This window comes from Lactobacillus helsingborgensis (assembly GCF_003173695.1).
GTDB classification, from domain to species: Bacteria; Bacillota; Bacilli; order Lactobacillales; family Lactobacillaceae; genus Lactobacillus; species Lactobacillus helsingborgensis.
In genome coordinates this window covers 1,191,914-1,207,873 of the sequence record NZ_CP029544.1, presented here as the reverse complement: position 1 = coordinate 1,207,873, position 15,960 = coordinate 1,191,914, and the positions used below count along the sequence as shown (strand labels likewise).

At 37.1% G+C, this 15,960-nt stretch carries 19 protein-coding genes and 2 other annotated features; of the genes, 17 read left to right on the top strand and 2 right to left on the bottom strand.

All coding sequences use genetic code 11. The features are described from left to right. The first annotated feature begins 7 nt into the window (after positions 1 to 7). The 13 genes from DLD54_RS05720 to DLD54_RS05660 all read left to right on the top strand — a co-directional run bounded on the left by DLD54_RS05720 (position 8) and on the right by DLD54_RS05660 (position 9,482). Positions 8 to 661 (top strand): amino acid ABC transporter permease, encoded by a 654-nt coding sequence (locus tag DLD54_RS05720; RefSeq protein WP_109918552.1) that lies wholly within the window; start codon positions 8 to 10, stop codon positions 659 to 661. Positions 662 to 729: 68 nt separating this feature from the next. Further along, positions 730 to 842 (top strand) — a sequence feature (ribosomal protein L20 leader region). Between the two features lie 19 nt (positions 843 to 861). Further along, positions 862 to 1,392 (top strand): translation initiation factor IF-3, encoded by a 531-nt coding sequence (infC, locus tag DLD54_RS05715; protein WP_082229344.1) that lies wholly within the window; start codon positions 862 to 864, stop codon positions 1,390 to 1,392. 21 nt (positions 1,393 to 1,413) lie between these two features. Beyond that, positions 1,414 to 1,614, top strand: a complete 201-nt coding sequence (rpmI, locus tag DLD54_RS05710; protein WP_034980158.1) for a 50S ribosomal protein L35 — start codon at positions 1,414 to 1,416, stop codon at positions 1,612 to 1,614. A 36-nt stretch (positions 1,615 to 1,650) separates the two neighbouring features. Next, positions 1,651 to 2,007, top strand: a complete 357-nt coding sequence (gene rplT / locus DLD54_RS05705; protein ID WP_034980161.1) for a 50S ribosomal protein L20 — start codon at positions 1,651 to 1,653, stop codon at positions 2,005 to 2,007. Positions 2,008 to 2,113: 106 nt separating this feature from the next. Continuing rightward, positions 2,114 to 2,638: a YqeG family HAD IIIA-type phosphatase gene (locus tag DLD54_RS05700; protein WP_038523286.1), complete on the top strand. Its 525-nt coding sequence runs from the start codon at positions 2,114 to 2,116 to the stop codon at positions 2,636 to 2,638. After that, positions 2,631 to 3,746, top strand: a complete 1,116-nt coding sequence (gene yqeH / locus DLD54_RS05695; RefSeq protein ID WP_109918551.1) for a ribosome biogenesis GTPase YqeH — start codon at positions 2,631 to 2,633, stop codon at positions 3,744 to 3,746. Before DLD54_RS05700 ends, yqeH begins: the two co-directional genes overlap by 8 nt. An 8-nt stretch (positions 3,747 to 3,754) precedes the next feature. Then, positions 3,755 to 4,396: a nicotinate-nucleotide adenylyltransferase gene (locus tag DLD54_RS05690; protein ID WP_046327312.1), complete on the top strand. Its 642-nt coding sequence runs from the start codon at positions 3,755 to 3,757 to the stop codon at positions 4,394 to 4,396. Beyond that, the gene (gene yqeK, locus DLD54_RS05685; RefSeq protein WP_109918550.1) at positions 4,389 to 4,985 is read left to right on the top strand and encodes a bis(5'-nucleosyl)-tetraphosphatase (symmetrical) YqeK; all 597 of its coding nucleotides are present in this window, start codon (positions 4,389 to 4,391) and stop codon (positions 4,983 to 4,985) included. The genes DLD54_RS05690 and yqeK overlap by 8 nt, the downstream gene beginning before the upstream one ends. Positions 4,986 to 4,993: 8 nt before the next feature. Continuing rightward, the gene (gene rsfS / locus DLD54_RS05680; RefSeq protein ID WP_038523274.1) at positions 4,994 to 5,341 is read left to right on the top strand and encodes a ribosome silencing factor; all 348 of its coding nucleotides are present in this window, start codon (positions 4,994 to 4,996) and stop codon (positions 5,339 to 5,341) included. Between the two features lie 6 nt (positions 5,342 to 5,347). Further along, the gene (locus tag DLD54_RS05675; RefSeq protein WP_109918549.1) at positions 5,348 to 6,502 is read left to right on the top strand and encodes a nucleotidyltransferase; all 1,155 of its coding nucleotides are present in this window, start codon (positions 5,348 to 5,350) and stop codon (positions 6,500 to 6,502) included. Between the two features lies 1 nt (position 6,503). Further along, entirely contained in the window at positions 6,504 to 7,076 is a 573-nt protein-coding gene (locus DLD54_RS05670; protein ID WP_109918548.1) for a DUF177 domain-containing protein, read from the top strand. Between the two features lie 137 nt (positions 7,077 to 7,213). Next, entirely contained in the window at positions 7,214 to 7,927 is a 714-nt protein-coding gene (locus tag DLD54_RS05665) for a response regulator transcription factor (protein ID WP_038523265.1), read from the top strand. After that, positions 7,905 to 9,482 (top strand): HAMP domain-containing sensor histidine kinase, encoded by a 1,578-nt coding sequence (locus DLD54_RS05660; protein WP_109918547.1) that lies wholly within the window; start codon positions 7,905 to 7,907, stop codon positions 9,480 to 9,482. The genes DLD54_RS05665 and DLD54_RS05660 overlap by 23 nt, the downstream gene beginning before the upstream one ends. Before the next feature lie 58 nt (positions 9,483 to 9,540). Here DLD54_RS05660 and yidC read toward each other — a convergent pair whose 3' ends face one another. Beyond that, on the bottom strand, positions 9,541 to 10,500 hold the full coding sequence (gene yidC, locus DLD54_RS05655; protein WP_109918546.1) for a membrane protein insertase YidC: 960 nt from the start codon (positions 10,498 to 10,500) through the stop codon (positions 9,541 to 9,543). 33 nt (positions 10,501 to 10,533) lie between these two features. After that, the gene (locus DLD54_RS05650; RefSeq protein ID WP_046327306.1) at positions 10,534 to 10,866 is read right to left on the bottom strand and encodes an acylphosphatase; all 333 of its coding nucleotides are present in this window, start codon (positions 10,864 to 10,866) and stop codon (positions 10,534 to 10,536) included. A 93-nt stretch (positions 10,867 to 10,959) separates the two neighbouring features. Here DLD54_RS05650 and DLD54_RS05645 point away from each other — a divergent pair, with 93 nt between their 5' ends. The 4 genes from DLD54_RS05645 (at position 10,960) to pheT (ending at position 15,917) form a co-directional block, all read left to right on the top strand. Beyond that, positions 10,960 to 11,730: a TrmH family RNA methyltransferase gene (locus DLD54_RS05645; protein ID WP_109918545.1), complete on the top strand. Its 771-nt coding sequence runs from the start codon at positions 10,960 to 10,962 to the stop codon at positions 11,728 to 11,730. 79 nt (positions 11,731 to 11,809) lie between these two features. Further along, the gene (locus tag DLD54_RS05640; protein WP_038523253.1) at positions 11,810 to 12,160 is read left to right on the top strand and encodes a winged helix-turn-helix transcriptional regulator; all 351 of its coding nucleotides are present in this window, start codon (positions 11,810 to 11,812) and stop codon (positions 12,158 to 12,160) included. Positions 12,161 to 12,207: 47 nt separating this feature from the next. Next, positions 12,208 to 12,411 (top strand) — a binding site (T-box leader). A 39-nt stretch (positions 12,412 to 12,450) separates the two neighbouring features. Then, positions 12,451 to 13,500 (top strand): phenylalanine--tRNA ligase subunit alpha, encoded by a 1,050-nt coding sequence (gene pheS, locus DLD54_RS05635; protein WP_046327304.1) that lies wholly within the window; start codon positions 12,451 to 12,453, stop codon positions 13,498 to 13,500. Beyond that, positions 13,500 to 15,917: a phenylalanine--tRNA ligase subunit beta gene (gene pheT, locus DLD54_RS05630; RefSeq protein ID WP_109918544.1), complete on the top strand. Its 2,418-nt coding sequence runs from the start codon at positions 13,500 to 13,502 to the stop codon at positions 15,915 to 15,917. Before pheS ends, pheT begins: the two co-directional genes overlap by 1 nt. Positions 15,918 to 15,960: the final 43 nt, after the last annotated feature.

Genomic DNA, 15,960 nt, shown 5'->3' with positions numbered 1-15,960 from the left:
AACTAAAATGCAAACATGGGTTAATGCCTTATCTTGGTTAAACTTCGGTTTTCTGTTAAAAGGCTTAGCAGTCACATTATTTATTTCAGTTTTTGCAATTATTTTAAGTTTCATTTTAGGGTCAATTCTCGGAATTATTCGCTATGCTAAACTTAAATTCATTTCAGCAATTGTTGGTTTTATTATTGACATCGTTAGAAATTTACCTTTGCTATTAATTATCTTTTTTACCTATTTTGGCTTACCCAATATTGGTTTAAGACCCGGTGCAATTTTGTCAGCAATTATCGCGATGACAATTTTTGAATCCAGCATGATTGCAGAGATTGTCCGTTCTGGTATTCAGTCAGTAGCTATTGGGCAAATTGAAGGGGCAAGATCGACAGGCATGTCTTTTGTGCAAGCATTATGGCACGTTGTATTACCGCAGGCATACCGGCACATGATACCTACTATAATTGGTCAGTTTGTCTCTTTAATTAAAGATACTTCCTTAGCAACTATTATTGTTGTTCCAGAACTGATGCAACACGCACAGGTAATATACGGGCAAAATGCTAATTATATTGTGCCTATGTTTGCCGCTCTAACATTGCTCTATTTTATTGTTTGCTTTACTTTATCTTTAATTGGTAATAAACTGAACAAAAAGTTAGCATAATTTTGCAATGAGATTTAAAATATATCTCGTTGACACAAATAGTAAATGCGAGTATAATCGTTTTAGTTGAGAACAAGAAGAAGCTTCCCGCTTCTCGCCTAAGTTAAGTAAACCTCTGGGCTGATCGATATTTTCTGTTGATTATGGGCGGGTAGAACTATACCCGTCTTTTTCTTGTCCTCAGATTAACATGGAGGTGAATGATTATTCCAAGGAATTTGATATTAAACGACCAAATTCGCGCACGCGAAGTTCGTTTAATTAATGAAGATGGTGAACAAGTTGGTGTTGTAACCAAGACTGAGGCTTTGCGCCAAGCAAGTGTTGCAAATTTAGATTTAGTTCTAATTTCGCCTAATGCCAAGCCACCTGTTGCTCGTATCATGGACTATGGTAAGTACCGTTTCCAGCAACAAAAGAAGGTTAAAGAATCTCGGAAAAAGTCTAAAACGGTCAGTGTTAAAGAAATTCGTTTGAGCCCAACGATTGAGGGTAACGATTTTAACACTAAATTAAAGCACGCGCGTAAGTTTATCACTAAAGAAGGTGCCAAAGTACGCGTTTCGATCAGGTTCAGAGGTCGAGCAATCACTCACAAGGAACTGGGTCGTGAAGTGTTGGAAAAAATGGCTGAAGCCACATCTGATATTGCTACTGTTACTAGCAAGCCTAAGATGGAAGGCCGTTCAATGTTCTTAATGCTCGCTCCGAAGAGTGACAAAAATAAATAGTTAATTTGGAGGAATTAGAAAATGCCAAAAATGAAAACCCACCGCGCTTCTGCAAAGCGTTTTAAGAGAACTGCTTCTGGTCAATTAAAGCGTCATCACGCTTTTACCGGCCACCGTTTCCACGGCAAGACTAAGAAACAACGTCGTCATTTGAGAAAGGCTGCAATGGTTTCACGCAGCGACTTGAAGCGCATCAAACAGATGCTCTCTCAAATGCGTTAATTAAACAAATAAAACGATATTTAGGAGGAATTTTAGATGCCAAGAGTTAAGGGTGGAACAGTTACACGTAAACGTCGTAAGAAGATTATGAAGCTTGCCAAGGGTTACCGTGGCGCAAAGCATATGCAATTTAAGGCTGCAAGTACTCAATTATTTGTATCTTACAGATATGCGTTCCGTGACAGAAGAAGACGTAAGAGCGACTTCAGAAAGTTATGGATTGCCAGAATTAATGCTGCAGCAAGACAAAATGATATTTCATATTCTAAGTTAATGCACGGCTTGAAATTAGCTGGTGTTGACATTAACCGTAAGATGTTAGCTGATATTGCTTATAACGATTCAAAGACCTTTGCGAAATTAGCAGAAACTGCTAAAAAGGCTTTAAATTAATTTGAAATGGCGCTTATGGCGCCGTTTTTTTATGTCAAAATTTAGCACTTGCAGCTAATAATTTGATATATTAAACTAGTGCAATAATAGATGAAAGGTAAATTGGATGTTATTCAGGCCACGCTATACTATTGATACGATTTATCATTTAGATCCAGATATGCTGCAGCAAATGAATATTAAAGCTGTATTTTCTGACTTAGATAATACTCTTTTAGCTTGGAACGAATTTGAAACTGCTCAAAAAATGGATAGCTTTAATAAAAAATTAGCACAAGCTCAAATTAAGTTGGTGGTAATTTCCAATAATAATGCTGAACGGGTAGGAAAAGTTTTAAATCCCTATCACATTGATTTTGTTGCTAAATCTAAAAAGCCGTTACCATTTGCGATTAGTAAAAAAAGGAAATCAATGGGCTTAGAAAAAGGACAGGTAATGATGGTGGGGGATCAGTTGATTACCGATATTCAAGCTGGCAATTTAGCTGGTGTCAAATCGGTCTTGGTTGAGCCTCTTATTCAAACTGATAAATGGAATACCCGTATCAATCGTTTTTTTGAAAAAATTATTTTCTTTTTTCTCAACTTTTCGCACCCAGTTACATTTAAGGAGACGTTAAAAAATGGATGATCAAATTGTTTGTATTGGTTGTGGTGCTGTTCTTCAATCAGATAACCCGCAAGAAGCTGGTTATCTGCCACTTTCACGATTGCAGCAGGCAATAGAAAGTGGAGATGAGGGCAACGATATTTATTGTCAACGTTGCTTTCGGCTGCGTCATTATAATGAAATTATGCCTGTCAATGCCGATAATGATGACTTTTTAAAGCTCTTGAATTCTTTGGCTACAAAGAAGGCTTTAGTCGTCAATGTGGTTGATTTATTTGATTTCACTAATTCTTTACTATCATCACTTAAACGTTTTATTGGTGAAAATGATTTTATACTGGTGGGTAATAAATTTGACCTGTTTCCCGACAATTCTCGTCAAAATAAAATTAAGGATTGGATGAGACAAGAAGCTAACAGAGCAGGACTGTTTCCTAAAAAAATATTTTTAGTCAGCGCTAAAAACAAGAAAAATCTAACTGAGTTGATAACGTATTTAGATCAGAAATCACGTGAGCAAGATGTTTACTTTGTGGGAATGACCAATGTAGGAAAATCAACTCTTTTGAATGCGATTATTGACCAAATGGGAGATGTTAAAAATCTAATCACGACCTCACGTTTTCCGGGAACAACTTTAGATAAAATTGAAATTCCTTTGGCAAATGGTCATTTCTTAATAGATACTCCTGGCATATTGACCCAAAATCAATTGGTTACACATTTGAATACCAAAGAATTAGCAGTAGTATCACCGCAAAAGCAGCTTAAGCCGGTAACGTTTCAGTTGAGCCCCGGTAATAGTCTCTTTCTAGCAGGTTTAGGACGAGTAGACTTCTTAAAAGGTGAAAAAGCTAGTTTCACAGTTTATGCGGCTCGTGGTCTATACATTCACAGAACCAAGACGGCAAATGCTGATGCTTTTTATACCAAGCACATTGGTGAATTATTGAGTCCACCGACTAAAGAAGATAATTTGCCGCCATTAAAGGGGCAGGAATATCATACTAGTAATAAAAGTGACTTGCTTTTTGGCGGGATCGGTTTTATCACTGTTCCTGCAAATTGTTTAGTTAAAATTTATACACCTGGTCAGATTGGCTTGGGAATTAGACGTGCGTTAATATAGAGGATATAATGATCGCTATTGCAAAAAATTATCAAAAAACACCTACAGTGGCTGTAGCTGAAGAAAAATTAGCACCCCAGAAAGGTCGTCAAATTGGTATTTTTGGTGGGACTTTTAACCCAATTCATATTGGTCATTTAATAGTGGCTGAACAAGTACTAACCAAATTGCATTTGGATGAAATTTGGTTTATCCCTACTAATGTGCCACCTTTAAAAGATGAGCCAATTGCGTCTGCGCAAGATCGTGCAAATATGCTTGAATTAGGAACTCAAGACAACCCTCGGTTTCAAGTGAAATTATTCGAATTATACCGTGGAGGCGTTTCCTATACGATTGACACTTTGAGATATTTGCATGAAACTCAACCCGAAAATCATTATTATTTAATTATGGGCAGTGATCAGGTTAATAATTTAAATGAATGGAAGGAACCAACCAAGCTAGCACAATTAGCTACACTGGTTGGAGTTCAAAGAGCAGGTTATCCTCAAAAAGCAAAACTGCCAATGATTTGGGTTGATATTCCTGAAATTGAAGTTAGTTCTACACTAATTAGGCAGACAATTACAATTGGTGGTTCAATTAGGTATTTAGTACCTGATACAGTCAGAAATTATATTCAGAAAAAAGGTCTATATCATGAGTGATTTATTTTTTGCAAAAACCTATTCTCCTCTAAGCAGTGCTGAAATAATTGCTAGAGAGCAAAACAACATGACAGCTGACCGCTTTGAACATTGCGTTGGTGTTAGTCAAACAGCAGTTAGATTGGCTGAACTTAACCATTATGATCAGGATAAAGCGGCTTTGGCAGGCTTTGTTCACGATTATGCCAAGCAGGTTCCTGTTTCTGAATACCGTGAAGTAATTAAAACTCAAGGTTTTGATCAAGATTTACTAAATTGGAACCGGAGCATTTGGCATGGAATTGTTGGTGTTTATTTTATTCAACGTGATTTAAAAATTAATGATGAGGAAATCTTAACGGCTGTAAGCAGACATACTACTGCTGACGTTGAGATGACAACTTTGGACAAAATTGTGTATATGGCAGATTTTATTGAACCCGGCAGATCATTTCCCGGAGTTGAAGAAGCGCGTAAGATAACTTATGCTAATCTTAATGAAGGTGTCGGTTACCAATTAGCACATACCCTTGAATTTTTAATTGAAAAAAGGAATAAGATTTATCCACGAACTTTAAATGCTTACAATGTTTGGAGTATAAAAAAATAAGGAGAAAAATGACTAGTAAAGAAATATTAAGTTTTACCTTAAAAGCAATTAGTGATCGTCACGGCGAAAATACAGCTGCTTTTGATATGCAAGGGCATAGTATTTTAGCTGATTATTATGTTGTCACCAGTGCCGGATCAAATAGACAGTTACATGCTATAGCTAATGCGATCATAGATGAAGCTCATAAAGCGGATTATTATGACTACCGCGTTGAGGGTACGAGCGAATCAAATTGGCTTTTACTTGATTTAGGTGATGTAGTAGTAAATGTTTTTACCGAAGAAGCCAGAGATTTTTATAATGTAGAAAAATTATGGGCCAACGGTAAAAAATTGGAATTAGAGGAAGATTAACTGACTATGAGTGTTGTAGGGATCATCGCGGAATATAATCCCTTCCATAGTGGGCATGAATTTCTGATGAATCAGGCGCGCTATATAGCTGGAAATAAAGACCCAATAGTTGTGATCATGTCCGGTAACTATGTCCAACGAGGCGAAATGGCAATCATGGATAAATGGACTCGGGCGCAGGCTGCTCTTGAAAGCGGCGCTGACCTAGTATTCGAATTGCCGTTTTCAACTTCCGTTGAGCCAGCTGACTTGTTTGCTCTTGGCAGCATTGACCAACTAGCTAAAGTCGGGGTTACCGATCTAATCTTTGGTGTTGAAGATGCTACGCAAAACTTTGCTTATTTGGGTAGTAAAATTGCTGAAATACCTCAAAGTCACATGGATTTTAATGATTACAGTCAAACATACTCAACTCAGTATAATCAAATGGTGGCTCGTGAGGTTGGACATGAAGTAAATGAACCTAATGCTATTTTGGCACTGGCGTATGCTGTAGCTAATCATAATTTGGGTACACCGCTAGTTTTACACCCAATTAATCGTATTGGGGCAGGACATGATGATGTTTTGCAAAATAACAAGGTTGTTCAAAGTGCCAGTGCAATTCGTAATTTAATTCTGCATAATGAAAATAATTGTACGTTAGAACAATGGCTGCCGAAAAAAGAGGTACAGCTGCTTTTTAAGCAAAAAGCTTATCCTAATTGGAATCTATTGTTTCCATTTCTTAAATATCGGCTTGAATCTTCTTCTTTAGAAGATTTGCAGCAAGTTTACCAAATGAGCGAAGGACTTGAGTATAAAATGAAACATGAAATTCATAACGCACAATCGTTTACCGAATTTTTACGTATGATCAAGTCTAAAAGATATACTTATTCTCGTCTGCGCCGGCTTAGTCTGTATACGTTATTAAATGTGACTCAAGATGATATGGTTAACAGTTTTAACCATGAATCGCTGCTCCTTTTAGGTTATAGCAAACTAGGACGAAAGTATCTTAAGAAAATTAGAAAAGATACGACTGCGGACGTGATTTCTAAAGTTGATCAAAAAAACACTAAAAGTGGATCGCTGAATTTGCAAATACGTGTTGATCGTTTCTTTGAACAACTGATGCAAGTTGATCAAAACTTTGGTCGTAAACCGCTGGAGGTTTAAAATGTTAACACTTAATTTTGCTCAGATTAAAAATAGTAAAGAGCCATTGACTCATATTGAGTGTGAGGTGCAACCAGAAAAAGAATTTCTAAAGCGTAGCCAGAATTTAGTTTATCAGGTAAAAAATATTAAGCTATCTGGCGCTGTCTTTTATAATCAGCCCTATGTTACAGGGAATTTCCACGTTGTAGCCCAGCTAGTTGTCCCTTCCAGTCGCAGTCTAGAACCGGTTGATTTCCAAGAAGACTTTAACTTTAGCGAGAATTATACTGATACTGATGTGGCAAAAGACGAGAGCGCTGAAAGCGAGATCCCCATTGTCAAGGTAGAAAATGAAATTATTGATTTGCAAAAGGCGATTGAAGATAATATTTTATTACACATTCCAACAACGATTTTAACCAAAAAAGAGGAGCAGGAAAATCTTTATCCTCGAGGAAAAGGCTGGTCGGTAATTTCTGAAGATGATTTCGTTAAAGAGCAAAAAGAACAAGTTAATCCCGCCTTTGCTAAATTAAAAGATTTGTTTACGAAAAATAATAAAAACTTGAATAATGAAAATAAAAATAATTAAATAAGTTATGAGATCAGTATTGTTGAAATGCTGGTTTTTAATCTTGTTTTAAAAGCATTTTTAAAGTATGCTTTAATTGTTGATTAAGATATGAATTAAATAAACCGAAATTAAATTTTAAAAAAGGATGAACAAAAATGGCAAGAATATTAATTGTTGAAGATGAAAAGAATTTGGCTCGTTTCGTTGAATTGGAATTAAAGCATGAAAAATATGACACAGTTGTCGAAAGTAATGGCCGCAAGGCACTTGATCTAGCTTTAAAAGAAGATTTTGATGCAATTTTATTGGACTTGATGCTGCCTGATCTGAATGGATTAGAAATTGCCCGGAGAGTGCGCCAAGTTAAAAGTACACCAATCATTATGATGACAGCTCGTGATTCAGTCATCGATCGGGTTTCCGGCCTTGATCATGGTGCCGATGATTATATCGTTAAACCTTTTGCCATTGAAGAACTGCTAGCTCGTTTACGTGCAGTTTTACGTCGTGTCAAGATTGAAAAAGATGCTTCCGATGATTCAGTTGAGAAGAAAGTGGTTAAATTTAAAGACCTTACTATTGAAACTGCAAATAGAATTGTTCGTCGTGGTGATGGTAAAGCAGTTGATTTAACTAAACGCGAGTACAATTTGCTAATGACATTAATTAAGAATAAGAATAACGTTGTTAGCCGTGACCAGTTATTATCAAAGATTTGGGGCCCAGGTTCAAATATCGAAACAAACGTGGTAGAAGTATATGTTCGTTATCTGAGAAACAAGATTGATGTTCCAGGTAAACAATCTTATATTAAGACGGTTCGTGGAACTGGGTATATGGTAAGAGATGAGGATGATGAAAAGAAATAAAAAGAAAAACAAAAAAGAGACCAAACATTCGTCACTTGTTGTACGGTGGGTAAGCGTCGTTGCATTGACGATCATGGTCTCTTTTATTGTTTTTTCATTCATAATTTATTCATTCATTGGTCAGCAATCAATGGGGCAACAAAAAGAGACCTCAAATGAAATTGTTTCTAAACTCAATAGTACTTTGAATAGAATACCAACTCAATTAGAAATCTCTAATGTTGTACCCGCATTAACTCCCTCTACCAGAGAAGTTTTAAAAGGCAATCCGCCAATTAGTTCGGATCAGCCCAATAGGAGTGCTTTTAATGACGATCTGCTGTCTTCACTAACTAATCGAGATCTAAACGTGGTAGTCTATAATCTGCGTAAAGAAGACGTCTTTGATAATGGAAATGTAATTCCGCCTTTTAAAAAGATTAAAGGTGATCATCAGGTAGTTCATGTTTTTAAACATCACCGTGAAGAATTGATTACATATCAAAAAGTTCGGTCGGCCCGTTCAGGCAAAGTCACTGGCTATATAGTTGTGGCAAATAAAATGACTTACTATAACGGGTTGATGAAAAATCTCCTTAAATGGATGGCGCGGATTTCTGTTGCTGCAATAATATTTTTCACTTTAGTGGCTTTTATAATTGTCAGGGACATTGTGAAACCAATAAAAGAGATGTCGCACGTTGCTTTGGAAGTAAATGACGATCCTAATAGTACTATCAGGATTAGAGATTTTCACCGGCACGATGAATTACAAGAATTAGCTGTTTCCTTTAATCAAATGCTTGATCGCATGCAGCGTTATATTGACCAGCAAAAAGAATTTGTGGGTGATGTTTCTCACGAACTTCGCACACCAGTAGCTGTAATTGAAGGGCACTTGAGTATGCTAAAGCGCTGGGGAAAAGATGACCCGCAAATTTTAGACGAGTCAATCGATGCCTCACTGCAGGAAGCAAAGAGAATGCAGCACTTAATTCAAGAAATGTTGGACTTAACGCGTGCAGAACAAATTAATGTGCAGTATCCTTATGCAGTTACTAAAGTTTCTGAAGTCCTGAAACGTGTTGTTGGTGATATGTCACTAGTTCACAAAGATTTTACAATTAGATTAGACATGGACGATTTGCCAGCTGAGACAGAAATTCAGATTTACCAGGGACATTTAGAGCAGCTGCTGGTAATTTTAATAGATAACGGCGTTAAATACTCTACCGATCGTAAAGAAATGAATGTTTCAGCCGGATTATCCCAAGATGAGGTCCATATTATAGTCCAAGACTTTGGTGAAGGCATTTCAAAAGAAGAACAAGGCAAAATCTTTAATCGCTTTTATCGGGTTGATAAAGCACGCACTCGTGAAAAAGGCGGTAATGGTTTAGGGCTATCAATAGCTCAAAAACTTGTGACCAGTTATCACGGTAATATAAGTGTCGACTCTGTTGAAGGTCAAGGAAGCCAATTTATCATGGTCTTTCCTGCACTGTCTGAATCCCAAGCAAAAAAACTGCGCCAGCGCGAAGAAAATGAACAAGCCTCAAAAGAGCACAAAGAATAACAAAAAGACCTTTAAGTCGATGATCACGACTTAAAGGTCTTTTGCTTAGCGCTCATAATTATGGACGTTTTTGCTGTTTGCCTTTATTACGATTGCGGAGATTTTCATGTAATTCTTTAGTCTGTTCAGATTGAGCTGGGCTAGCAGCCTGATTATTAATCAATTCAGCGACTTTCTCTTTAGTAACGACTTGGGTCATAGGTTCCCGTTTTAATTCTTCATCAACCTCTTTTTTAACTTTGGGCATGATAATAAACGTTACTATCAGTTGTTGAATAACGGAAAAGAAGTTTCCGGCTGCCCAGTATAAGGTAACCGAGCCTGAAACAGATAGGCAAATAAAGAGAGTCATAATGGGATTCATTAAAATCATTGACTGCATTTGCTTTTTCTGTTCTTTAGGGATGCCCACTAAGGAAATATAGCCTTGCAAGAAAGCAAAGACCGTTGCAAAAATCGTTACTAAAACCGATCTGTTACTTAATGAAATTCCAAAAAAGCTGGAACTGGCTAATGTGTTGGAATACATCACAGCATCATAAATTCCCAGCATGATTGGGAATTGGATAATTAACGGTAGGCAACCCATTCCACCGGTTAAAGAAATGTTGTTTTGGGAATAAAGCTGACGTTGCCATCCTGCCACAGTCATTTGCTGCTCCTGAGTCAAGTCTTTGCGTTTCATCGTCTCCTGGATCAACTTCATCTGCGGTTGCAGTCTTGCCATTTTTTCTTGTTGTGTTGTGGCTTTTCTTTGCTGGTTAAGCATTAGTGGTAAAAGTACCATTCTGACTACGAAGGTCATCAGGATAATAGCCCAACCTGCACCATTTTCCCCACCTATTACGTGAGAAAAATAGAGCATAATGTTTTGTAAAGGCTTGCCGATAAACTTGTAAATTGTGCCATAAAGAAAATCTGTAGGTGGCTTTCTGCCATTTTGAGCGCAGGCAGTAACAATTAACATTACTGCCAAACAAACTATAATCAATCCAATATATTTACGAAATTTTTTCATTCAATTCACCCAATTATTATTTTTTGCCAATAACTAATATAATACATGAAAACCACTCATTTTGGCTACATTTGACAGCTTTTCTTTTTTGATGTTTGATATTCTAGCAAACGGTGAAATGTTTTGGGGCAGTTCAGAGCAAAACTGATTGACTTGGTTTAAGCCCGCTTGCAAAGTAATTGTGACCGTTTCATCGTTATTATTACGGACATTGCCTGCAATCTTCATTTGCTGGGCCAAATTTAATACACTCCAGCGAAAGCCAACACCTTGAACAATGCCCGATACAGTTAGCTGCCAAGTCTCTGCGGAATTTTTTTGAGAAGTATTTTTGTTTTCCTGTTTGTGTCGCTTAAAAAATCCCATAATAGTCCTTTCTTACATTGCTTTCTTGATTTTAACATTTTATTTGGTTGAAATTAAAACAATATATTAATTAAGATGAAAGAAGCTGATTTGATGTCAAAAAAAATAAGTTCTGTAAATAATAATGTTATTAAGAATTTAGCTAAATTAAAGCAAAAAAAATACCGTGAAAAAACTGGTTTATATTTAATTGAAGGCTTCCATCTTGTTGAAGAAGCATTAAAAGCTGGGGAAAAATTTATCTATCTTTTGGGTGCTGAAGAAGCCTTACTGCACTTGGCAAAAAAATTTTCTATTAATCTGGAAAGTAAAAATGTGCTTGAAATTAATACTCTCGTTGCCAGTCATCTTACAAGTACAAAAAATTCGCAGGATATTTTTATGATCCTCAAGATTTCACAACCACAAAATTATCATTTTAATTTCGGTAAATGGGTTCTACTGGATCATCTGGCTGACCCCGGTAATGTAGGCACTATTGTCAGAACAGCTGATGCGGCAGGTTTTGACGGTGTTGTGCTCGCGCCAGAAAGCGTTGATATTTATAATCCTAAAACTCAACGAGCAATGCAGGGCAGTCAATTCCATGTTAATTTAATCATGGAAAATTTACCAGCTGTTATTAAAGAAATGCAAGATAATGCAATCCCAGTGTATGCTAGTTTATTAGATCAAAATGCCAAACGGTTACCCGAGTTTGAAAAAGTACCGCAAGTAGGCATTGTTATTGGCAACGAAGCTCATGGTGTTACTACAGAAATAGCAAAAATAAGCGATGAAAAGTTATATATTCCTATCAAGGGCCAAGCAGAATCATTAAATGCGGCAGTCGCAGCAGGGATAATCATTTATTACTTCTCCTAGACGATTATACTTGTTTTTAGTAAGTATATTTAATATAATAAAAGACGAAATAAACACTTTGTTGTGGGAGGACGGTATCATGACTCAAGGTATTAAGGAAAAACGCTGTGCGGATTGTGGTGCTCCTGATTATGAATCTTGCAAACATTTCATTAACGCGTTTAAAATTATCGGTAAAAAATGGAATGGACTAATTATTAGTTCGCTTTGTGCCGGAGATTATATGCGCTTTAAGGACTTAGCTCGTTGTGTTATGGCTTGCTCAGATCGTGTTTTGGTTGAAAGACTGAAAGAACTTGAAAAGGAAGATATTGTAGAGCGCTCAGTTGATGATAAAACCAAAATTATTTCTTATGGTTTGACCAAAAAGGGAGAGGAATTAAAGCCTGTTTTTGATCAAATTCATACCTGGGCAGATAAATGGGTATAAATTTCGTATACACTTGCAAGTTTTTGAGAAATGATATATTCTAGTAACTAATTACAAAGAGTAAGACTAGTAGCAGCAATCATTTAATCAGAGAAACTTTTTTATTGAGCTGAGAGAAAAGTTTAAACGGAACTGTGAATTTCATCTTATTAGTAGAATCTAATCCATTCCGGTATTCACCGTTAGCGAAATTCAAAGTGTGGACATTTTATGTCCAAACTAGGGTGGTACCGCGAAGCTTCGTCCCTTTTGGGATGAAGCTTTTTTGTTTGATTTGAAAGGAAAGAATAATGGACTTATTTGACAGATTAAAAGAGCTCCGTGAAAAAGGTCTAGTTGAGATCGACAAAGCTAAGAATGAGAAAATGTTAAATGATGTTCGGGTCAAATTAACTGGACGTAAAAGTGAATTGACTCAAATTCTGCATTCTATGAAGGATATTGATCCCAGTGACAGACGTGAAGTTGGTCAACGCGTTAATAAGTTGCGTGACCTTTTCAATAATAAACTTGATGATGCTAAGAATGAAATAGTAGAGGCTCTAGTTGAAGAGCAATTAGCTAAAGAAAAAATTGACGTTACATTGCCAGGTCGTGAGCTGCACCATGGAACAAAGCATCCTATTAATATTATTTTGGATGATCTTGAAAAATACTTTATCGGCATGGGTTATGAAGTAGTTCAAGGGCCAGAGATTGAAACTGATCATTATTGTTTTGAAATGATGAACTTGCCCAAAGACCACCCAGCAAGGGATATGCAAGAAACCTTTTATATTGATTCTGAAGATTTATTGCGTACTCAAACTTCAGGAGACCAAGCACGCGTTTTGGAAAAGCATGATTTTGCTAAAGGCCCTTTGAAAATGGTTGGGCCGGGTAAAGTTTATCGGCGCGATGATGATGATGCCACTCACTCACACCAATTTATGCAAATGGAAGGTCTGGTAGTGGACAAGAACATTACGATGGGTGATTTGAAGGGAACTTTAGAACTGATGGCCAAGCACACTTTTGGTCAAGACCGTGAAACCCGCTTGCGTCCTAGTTACTTTCCTTTTACCGAGCCATCTGTAGAAATGGACGTTTCCTGCTTTAATTGCGATGGCAAGGGCTGCTCCATTTGTAAGTATACCGGCTGGATTGAAGTCTTAGGAGCTGGAATGGTCCACCCTAATGTTTTAAAAAATGCTGGTGTTGATCCTAATGTATACGGTGGTTTTGCCTTTGGCGTGGGATTAGACCGCTTTGCCATTCTTAAATACGGTATTGATGATATTCGTGATTTCTATACCAACGATGTTCGTTTCTTAGAACAATTCAGCAAGGAGGAGAGATAATGCTTGTCTCATATAATTGGTTAAAGGATTTTATTGAGTTAGACCGAGATCCTAAGGATTTGGCTGAAAAAATAACGCGTACAGGCGTTGAAATAGCGGGAGTCAATCATCCCCAAGAGGGTATGACAAAGCTGGTTGTAGGTCATATTATTGATTGTGAGCCGATAGCTGGTACGCACCTGAATATTACTCATGTTGATGTTGGCGCTGAAGAACCCCATCAGATTGTTTGTGGAGCCCCCAATGTTGCTGCTGGAGAAGATGTGGTTGTGGCTTTGCCCGGTGCCCGAATCGCTGATAACGTTAAAATTAAAAAAAGTAAATTACGCGGTACTGAATCAAATGGGATGATCTGTGGTTTACAAGAAATTGGCTTCCCTGATAACGTGGTGCCTGAAAAATACTCTGACGGCATCTTTGTTTTCCCCAAAAATGCAGACATCAAACCAGGACAATCTGCATTTGAGCTTTTAGGGATGGATGATTATATCTTTGATTTTGACATTACCCCTAACCGTGCAGACACCTTATCTATGGAAGGTTCGGCTTATGAAGTTGGTGCTATTACTGATACACCAGTCAAAGTTGAAGATGTAACCCTTAAAGAAGATGGTCCGGATTGGACTAACGATTTTACAGTAGACGTTGATCCGAAGCTGGCACCCAAATTTTACTTACGCAAAATTAGTAATGTGAAAATAGGCGATAGCCCTCTTTGGCTTCAAAGACGGCTGTGGAATGCGGGCATTAGACCAATTAATAATGTTGTCGATGTTACGAACTATATTATGCTTTTAACTGGTCAGCCAATGCACAGTTATGATGCTCGTGCTTTTAATACAAATAAGTTGGTTGTTAGGAAAGCTGCTAAAGATGAAAAGCTGACTTTGTTAAATAATAAAGAAGTTAATCTTGACCCTAACGACATCGTAATCACTAACGGTGAAGACGTAGTAATGATGGCTGGAGTTATGGGTGGTCTTAATTCAGAAATAGAAGCTGATACCACGGATGTTTTGTTAGAGTCTGCAATTTTTGATCCTGCCTTAATTAGAAAAGCTGCTTTGCGTCACGCTAATCGGACAGAAGCATCTAGTCGTTATGAAAAGGGCGTTAACTGGGATGCAACAACTAGAGCCTTAGATATGGCAGCTTTACTTCTACGAAACGATGCTGCTGGAGAGATCAATGAGGGTGTCATTACCGGTAGTGCTGAAAAGCGGCAGCCTGTTCAAATCAAAACAACTATTTCTTATATTAATAAAGTATTGGGTACTGCGATTTCTCCAATGGAAATTGCCGCCATTTTTGCCCGTCTGAACTTTAAAGTTGAAATTAATCATGATAATTTAATTGTTGATGTTCCTGCGCGTCGCTGGGACATTGCTATTCCAGCTGATTTAGTGGAAGAAGTAGGGCGCTTATATGGCTATGACAATATTAAATCAACTCAGCCAGTGCTGGCAGAAACACATGGTGGCTATTCTAAAGTTGAAGAAACTATTAGGCGCATTAAAAATATCGTTCAAGGACAAGGCTTAATAGAAGCTATCTCGTATTCTTTAACTTCTCCAGAAAAAGCAATAGCCTTCACAAAGAAACCTAAAAAACTGGTTAAAATTCAAATGCCTTTAAATTCCAATCGGTCAGCTTTAAGACAAAATTTAATGACAGGTTTGGTTGATGCCGCCAGCTATAATATGGCACGTAAGCAAAATCAATTAGCAATGTTTGAGCAGGGCCGCGTTTATGATTTTGAGAATAATACTTATAATGAACATGAACATCTTGCTACTTTGTATAGCGGCAATGTTTATTTTGAAAACTGGCAACATGATAATGAAAAAATTGATTTTTACTATGTTAAAGGGCAACTGACCAATTTATTCTTAGCTTTGGGAATTGATTTGAAAGATGTTGAATATAAAGCTGAAATAGTAGTGCATATGCATCCTACTAGAACCGCAGGCATTTACATTAAAGGTAATTATGTAGGCATGATTGGCATGATCGGTCGTGCGGTAACAGATTTGAGCAAAGCCATGCGGGGCAGTGAGCTTTACGGATACGAATTAGATCTTGAAACCCTGGTGCCATTAATCATAAATCCTCATACCACAGCACAAACTGCACCGAAGTTCCCTGCTGTTGAACGTGATCTCTCAATCTTAGTAGATCAGGAAATTACAAACCAAGCTGTTGAAGATGAAATTAAAGCAAATGGTGGGAAATACCTCAATAGTTTGCGTATTATAGATGTCTATCGTGGCTCTCATATTGCTGAGAACAAAAAGAGTTTTGCTTATCGTTTAATTTTCCTAAATGAAAATGACACTCTAACAGATGAAACTGTTTCCAAAGCTATGAACTCAATTAATAGTGCCTTGGAAAAGCACCTGAAAGCGGAAATACGTTAATAGTTGACTTTAAACAATTAAGTTAATATCATATACCAGTGCA

Excerpts from the sequence above, each read along its gene's own strand:
- DLD54_RS05720 (WP_109918552.1), top strand. The coding sequence starts at position 8 with ATGCAAACATGGGTTAATGCCTTATCTTGGTTAAACTTCGGTTTTCTG.
- infC (WP_082229344.1), top strand. The coding sequence starts at position 862 with ATGATTATTCCAAGGAATTTGATATTAAACGACCAAATTCGCGCACGC.
- rpmI (WP_034980158.1), top strand. The coding sequence starts at position 1,414 with ATGCCAAAAATGAAAACCCACCGCGCTTCTGCAAAGCGTTTTAAGAGA.
- rplT (WP_034980161.1), top strand. The coding sequence starts at position 1,651 with ATGCCAAGAGTTAAGGGTGGAACAGTTACACGTAAACGTCGTAAGAAG.
- DLD54_RS05700 (WP_038523286.1), top strand. The coding sequence starts at position 2,114 with ATGTTATTCAGGCCACGCTATACTATTGATACGATTTATCATTTAGAT.
- yqeH (WP_109918551.1), top strand. The coding sequence starts at position 2,631 with ATGGATGATCAAATTGTTTGTATTGGTTGTGGTGCTGTTCTTCAATCA.
- DLD54_RS05690 (WP_046327312.1), top strand. The coding sequence starts at position 3,755 with ATGATCGCTATTGCAAAAAATTATCAAAAAACACCTACAGTGGCTGTA.
- yqeK (WP_109918550.1), top strand. The coding sequence starts at position 4,389 with ATGAGTGATTTATTTTTTGCAAAAACCTATTCTCCTCTAAGCAGTGCT.
- rsfS (WP_038523274.1), top strand. The coding sequence starts at position 4,994 with ATGACTAGTAAAGAAATATTAAGTTTTACCTTAAAAGCAATTAGTGAT.
- DLD54_RS05675 (WP_109918549.1), top strand. The coding sequence starts at position 5,348 with ATGAGTGTTGTAGGGATCATCGCGGAATATAATCCCTTCCATAGTGGG.
- DLD54_RS05670 (WP_109918548.1), top strand. The coding sequence starts at position 6,504 with ATGTTAACACTTAATTTTGCTCAGATTAAAAATAGTAAAGAGCCATTG.
- DLD54_RS05665 (WP_038523265.1), top strand. The coding sequence starts at position 7,214 with ATGGCAAGAATATTAATTGTTGAAGATGAAAAGAATTTGGCTCGTTTC.
- DLD54_RS05660 (WP_109918547.1), top strand. The coding sequence starts at position 7,905 with ATGAGGATGATGAAAAGAAATAAAAAGAAAAACAAAAAAGAGACCAAA.
- yidC (WP_109918546.1), bottom strand. The coding sequence starts at position 10,500 with ATGAAAAAATTTCGTAAATATATTGGATTGATTATAGTTTGTTTGGCA.
- DLD54_RS05650 (WP_046327306.1), bottom strand. The coding sequence starts at position 10,866 with ATGGGATTTTTTAAGCGACACAAACAGGAAAACAAAAATACTTCTCAA.
- DLD54_RS05645 (WP_109918545.1), top strand. The coding sequence starts at position 10,960 with ATGTCAAAAAAAATAAGTTCTGTAAATAATAATGTTATTAAGAATTTA.
- DLD54_RS05640 (WP_038523253.1), top strand. The coding sequence starts at position 11,810 with ATGACTCAAGGTATTAAGGAAAAACGCTGTGCGGATTGTGGTGCTCCT.
- pheS (WP_046327304.1), top strand. The coding sequence starts at position 12,451 with ATGGACTTATTTGACAGATTAAAAGAGCTCCGTGAAAAAGGTCTAGTT.
- pheT (WP_109918544.1), top strand. The coding sequence starts at position 13,500 with ATGCTTGTCTCATATAATTGGTTAAAGGATTTTATTGAGTTAGACCGA.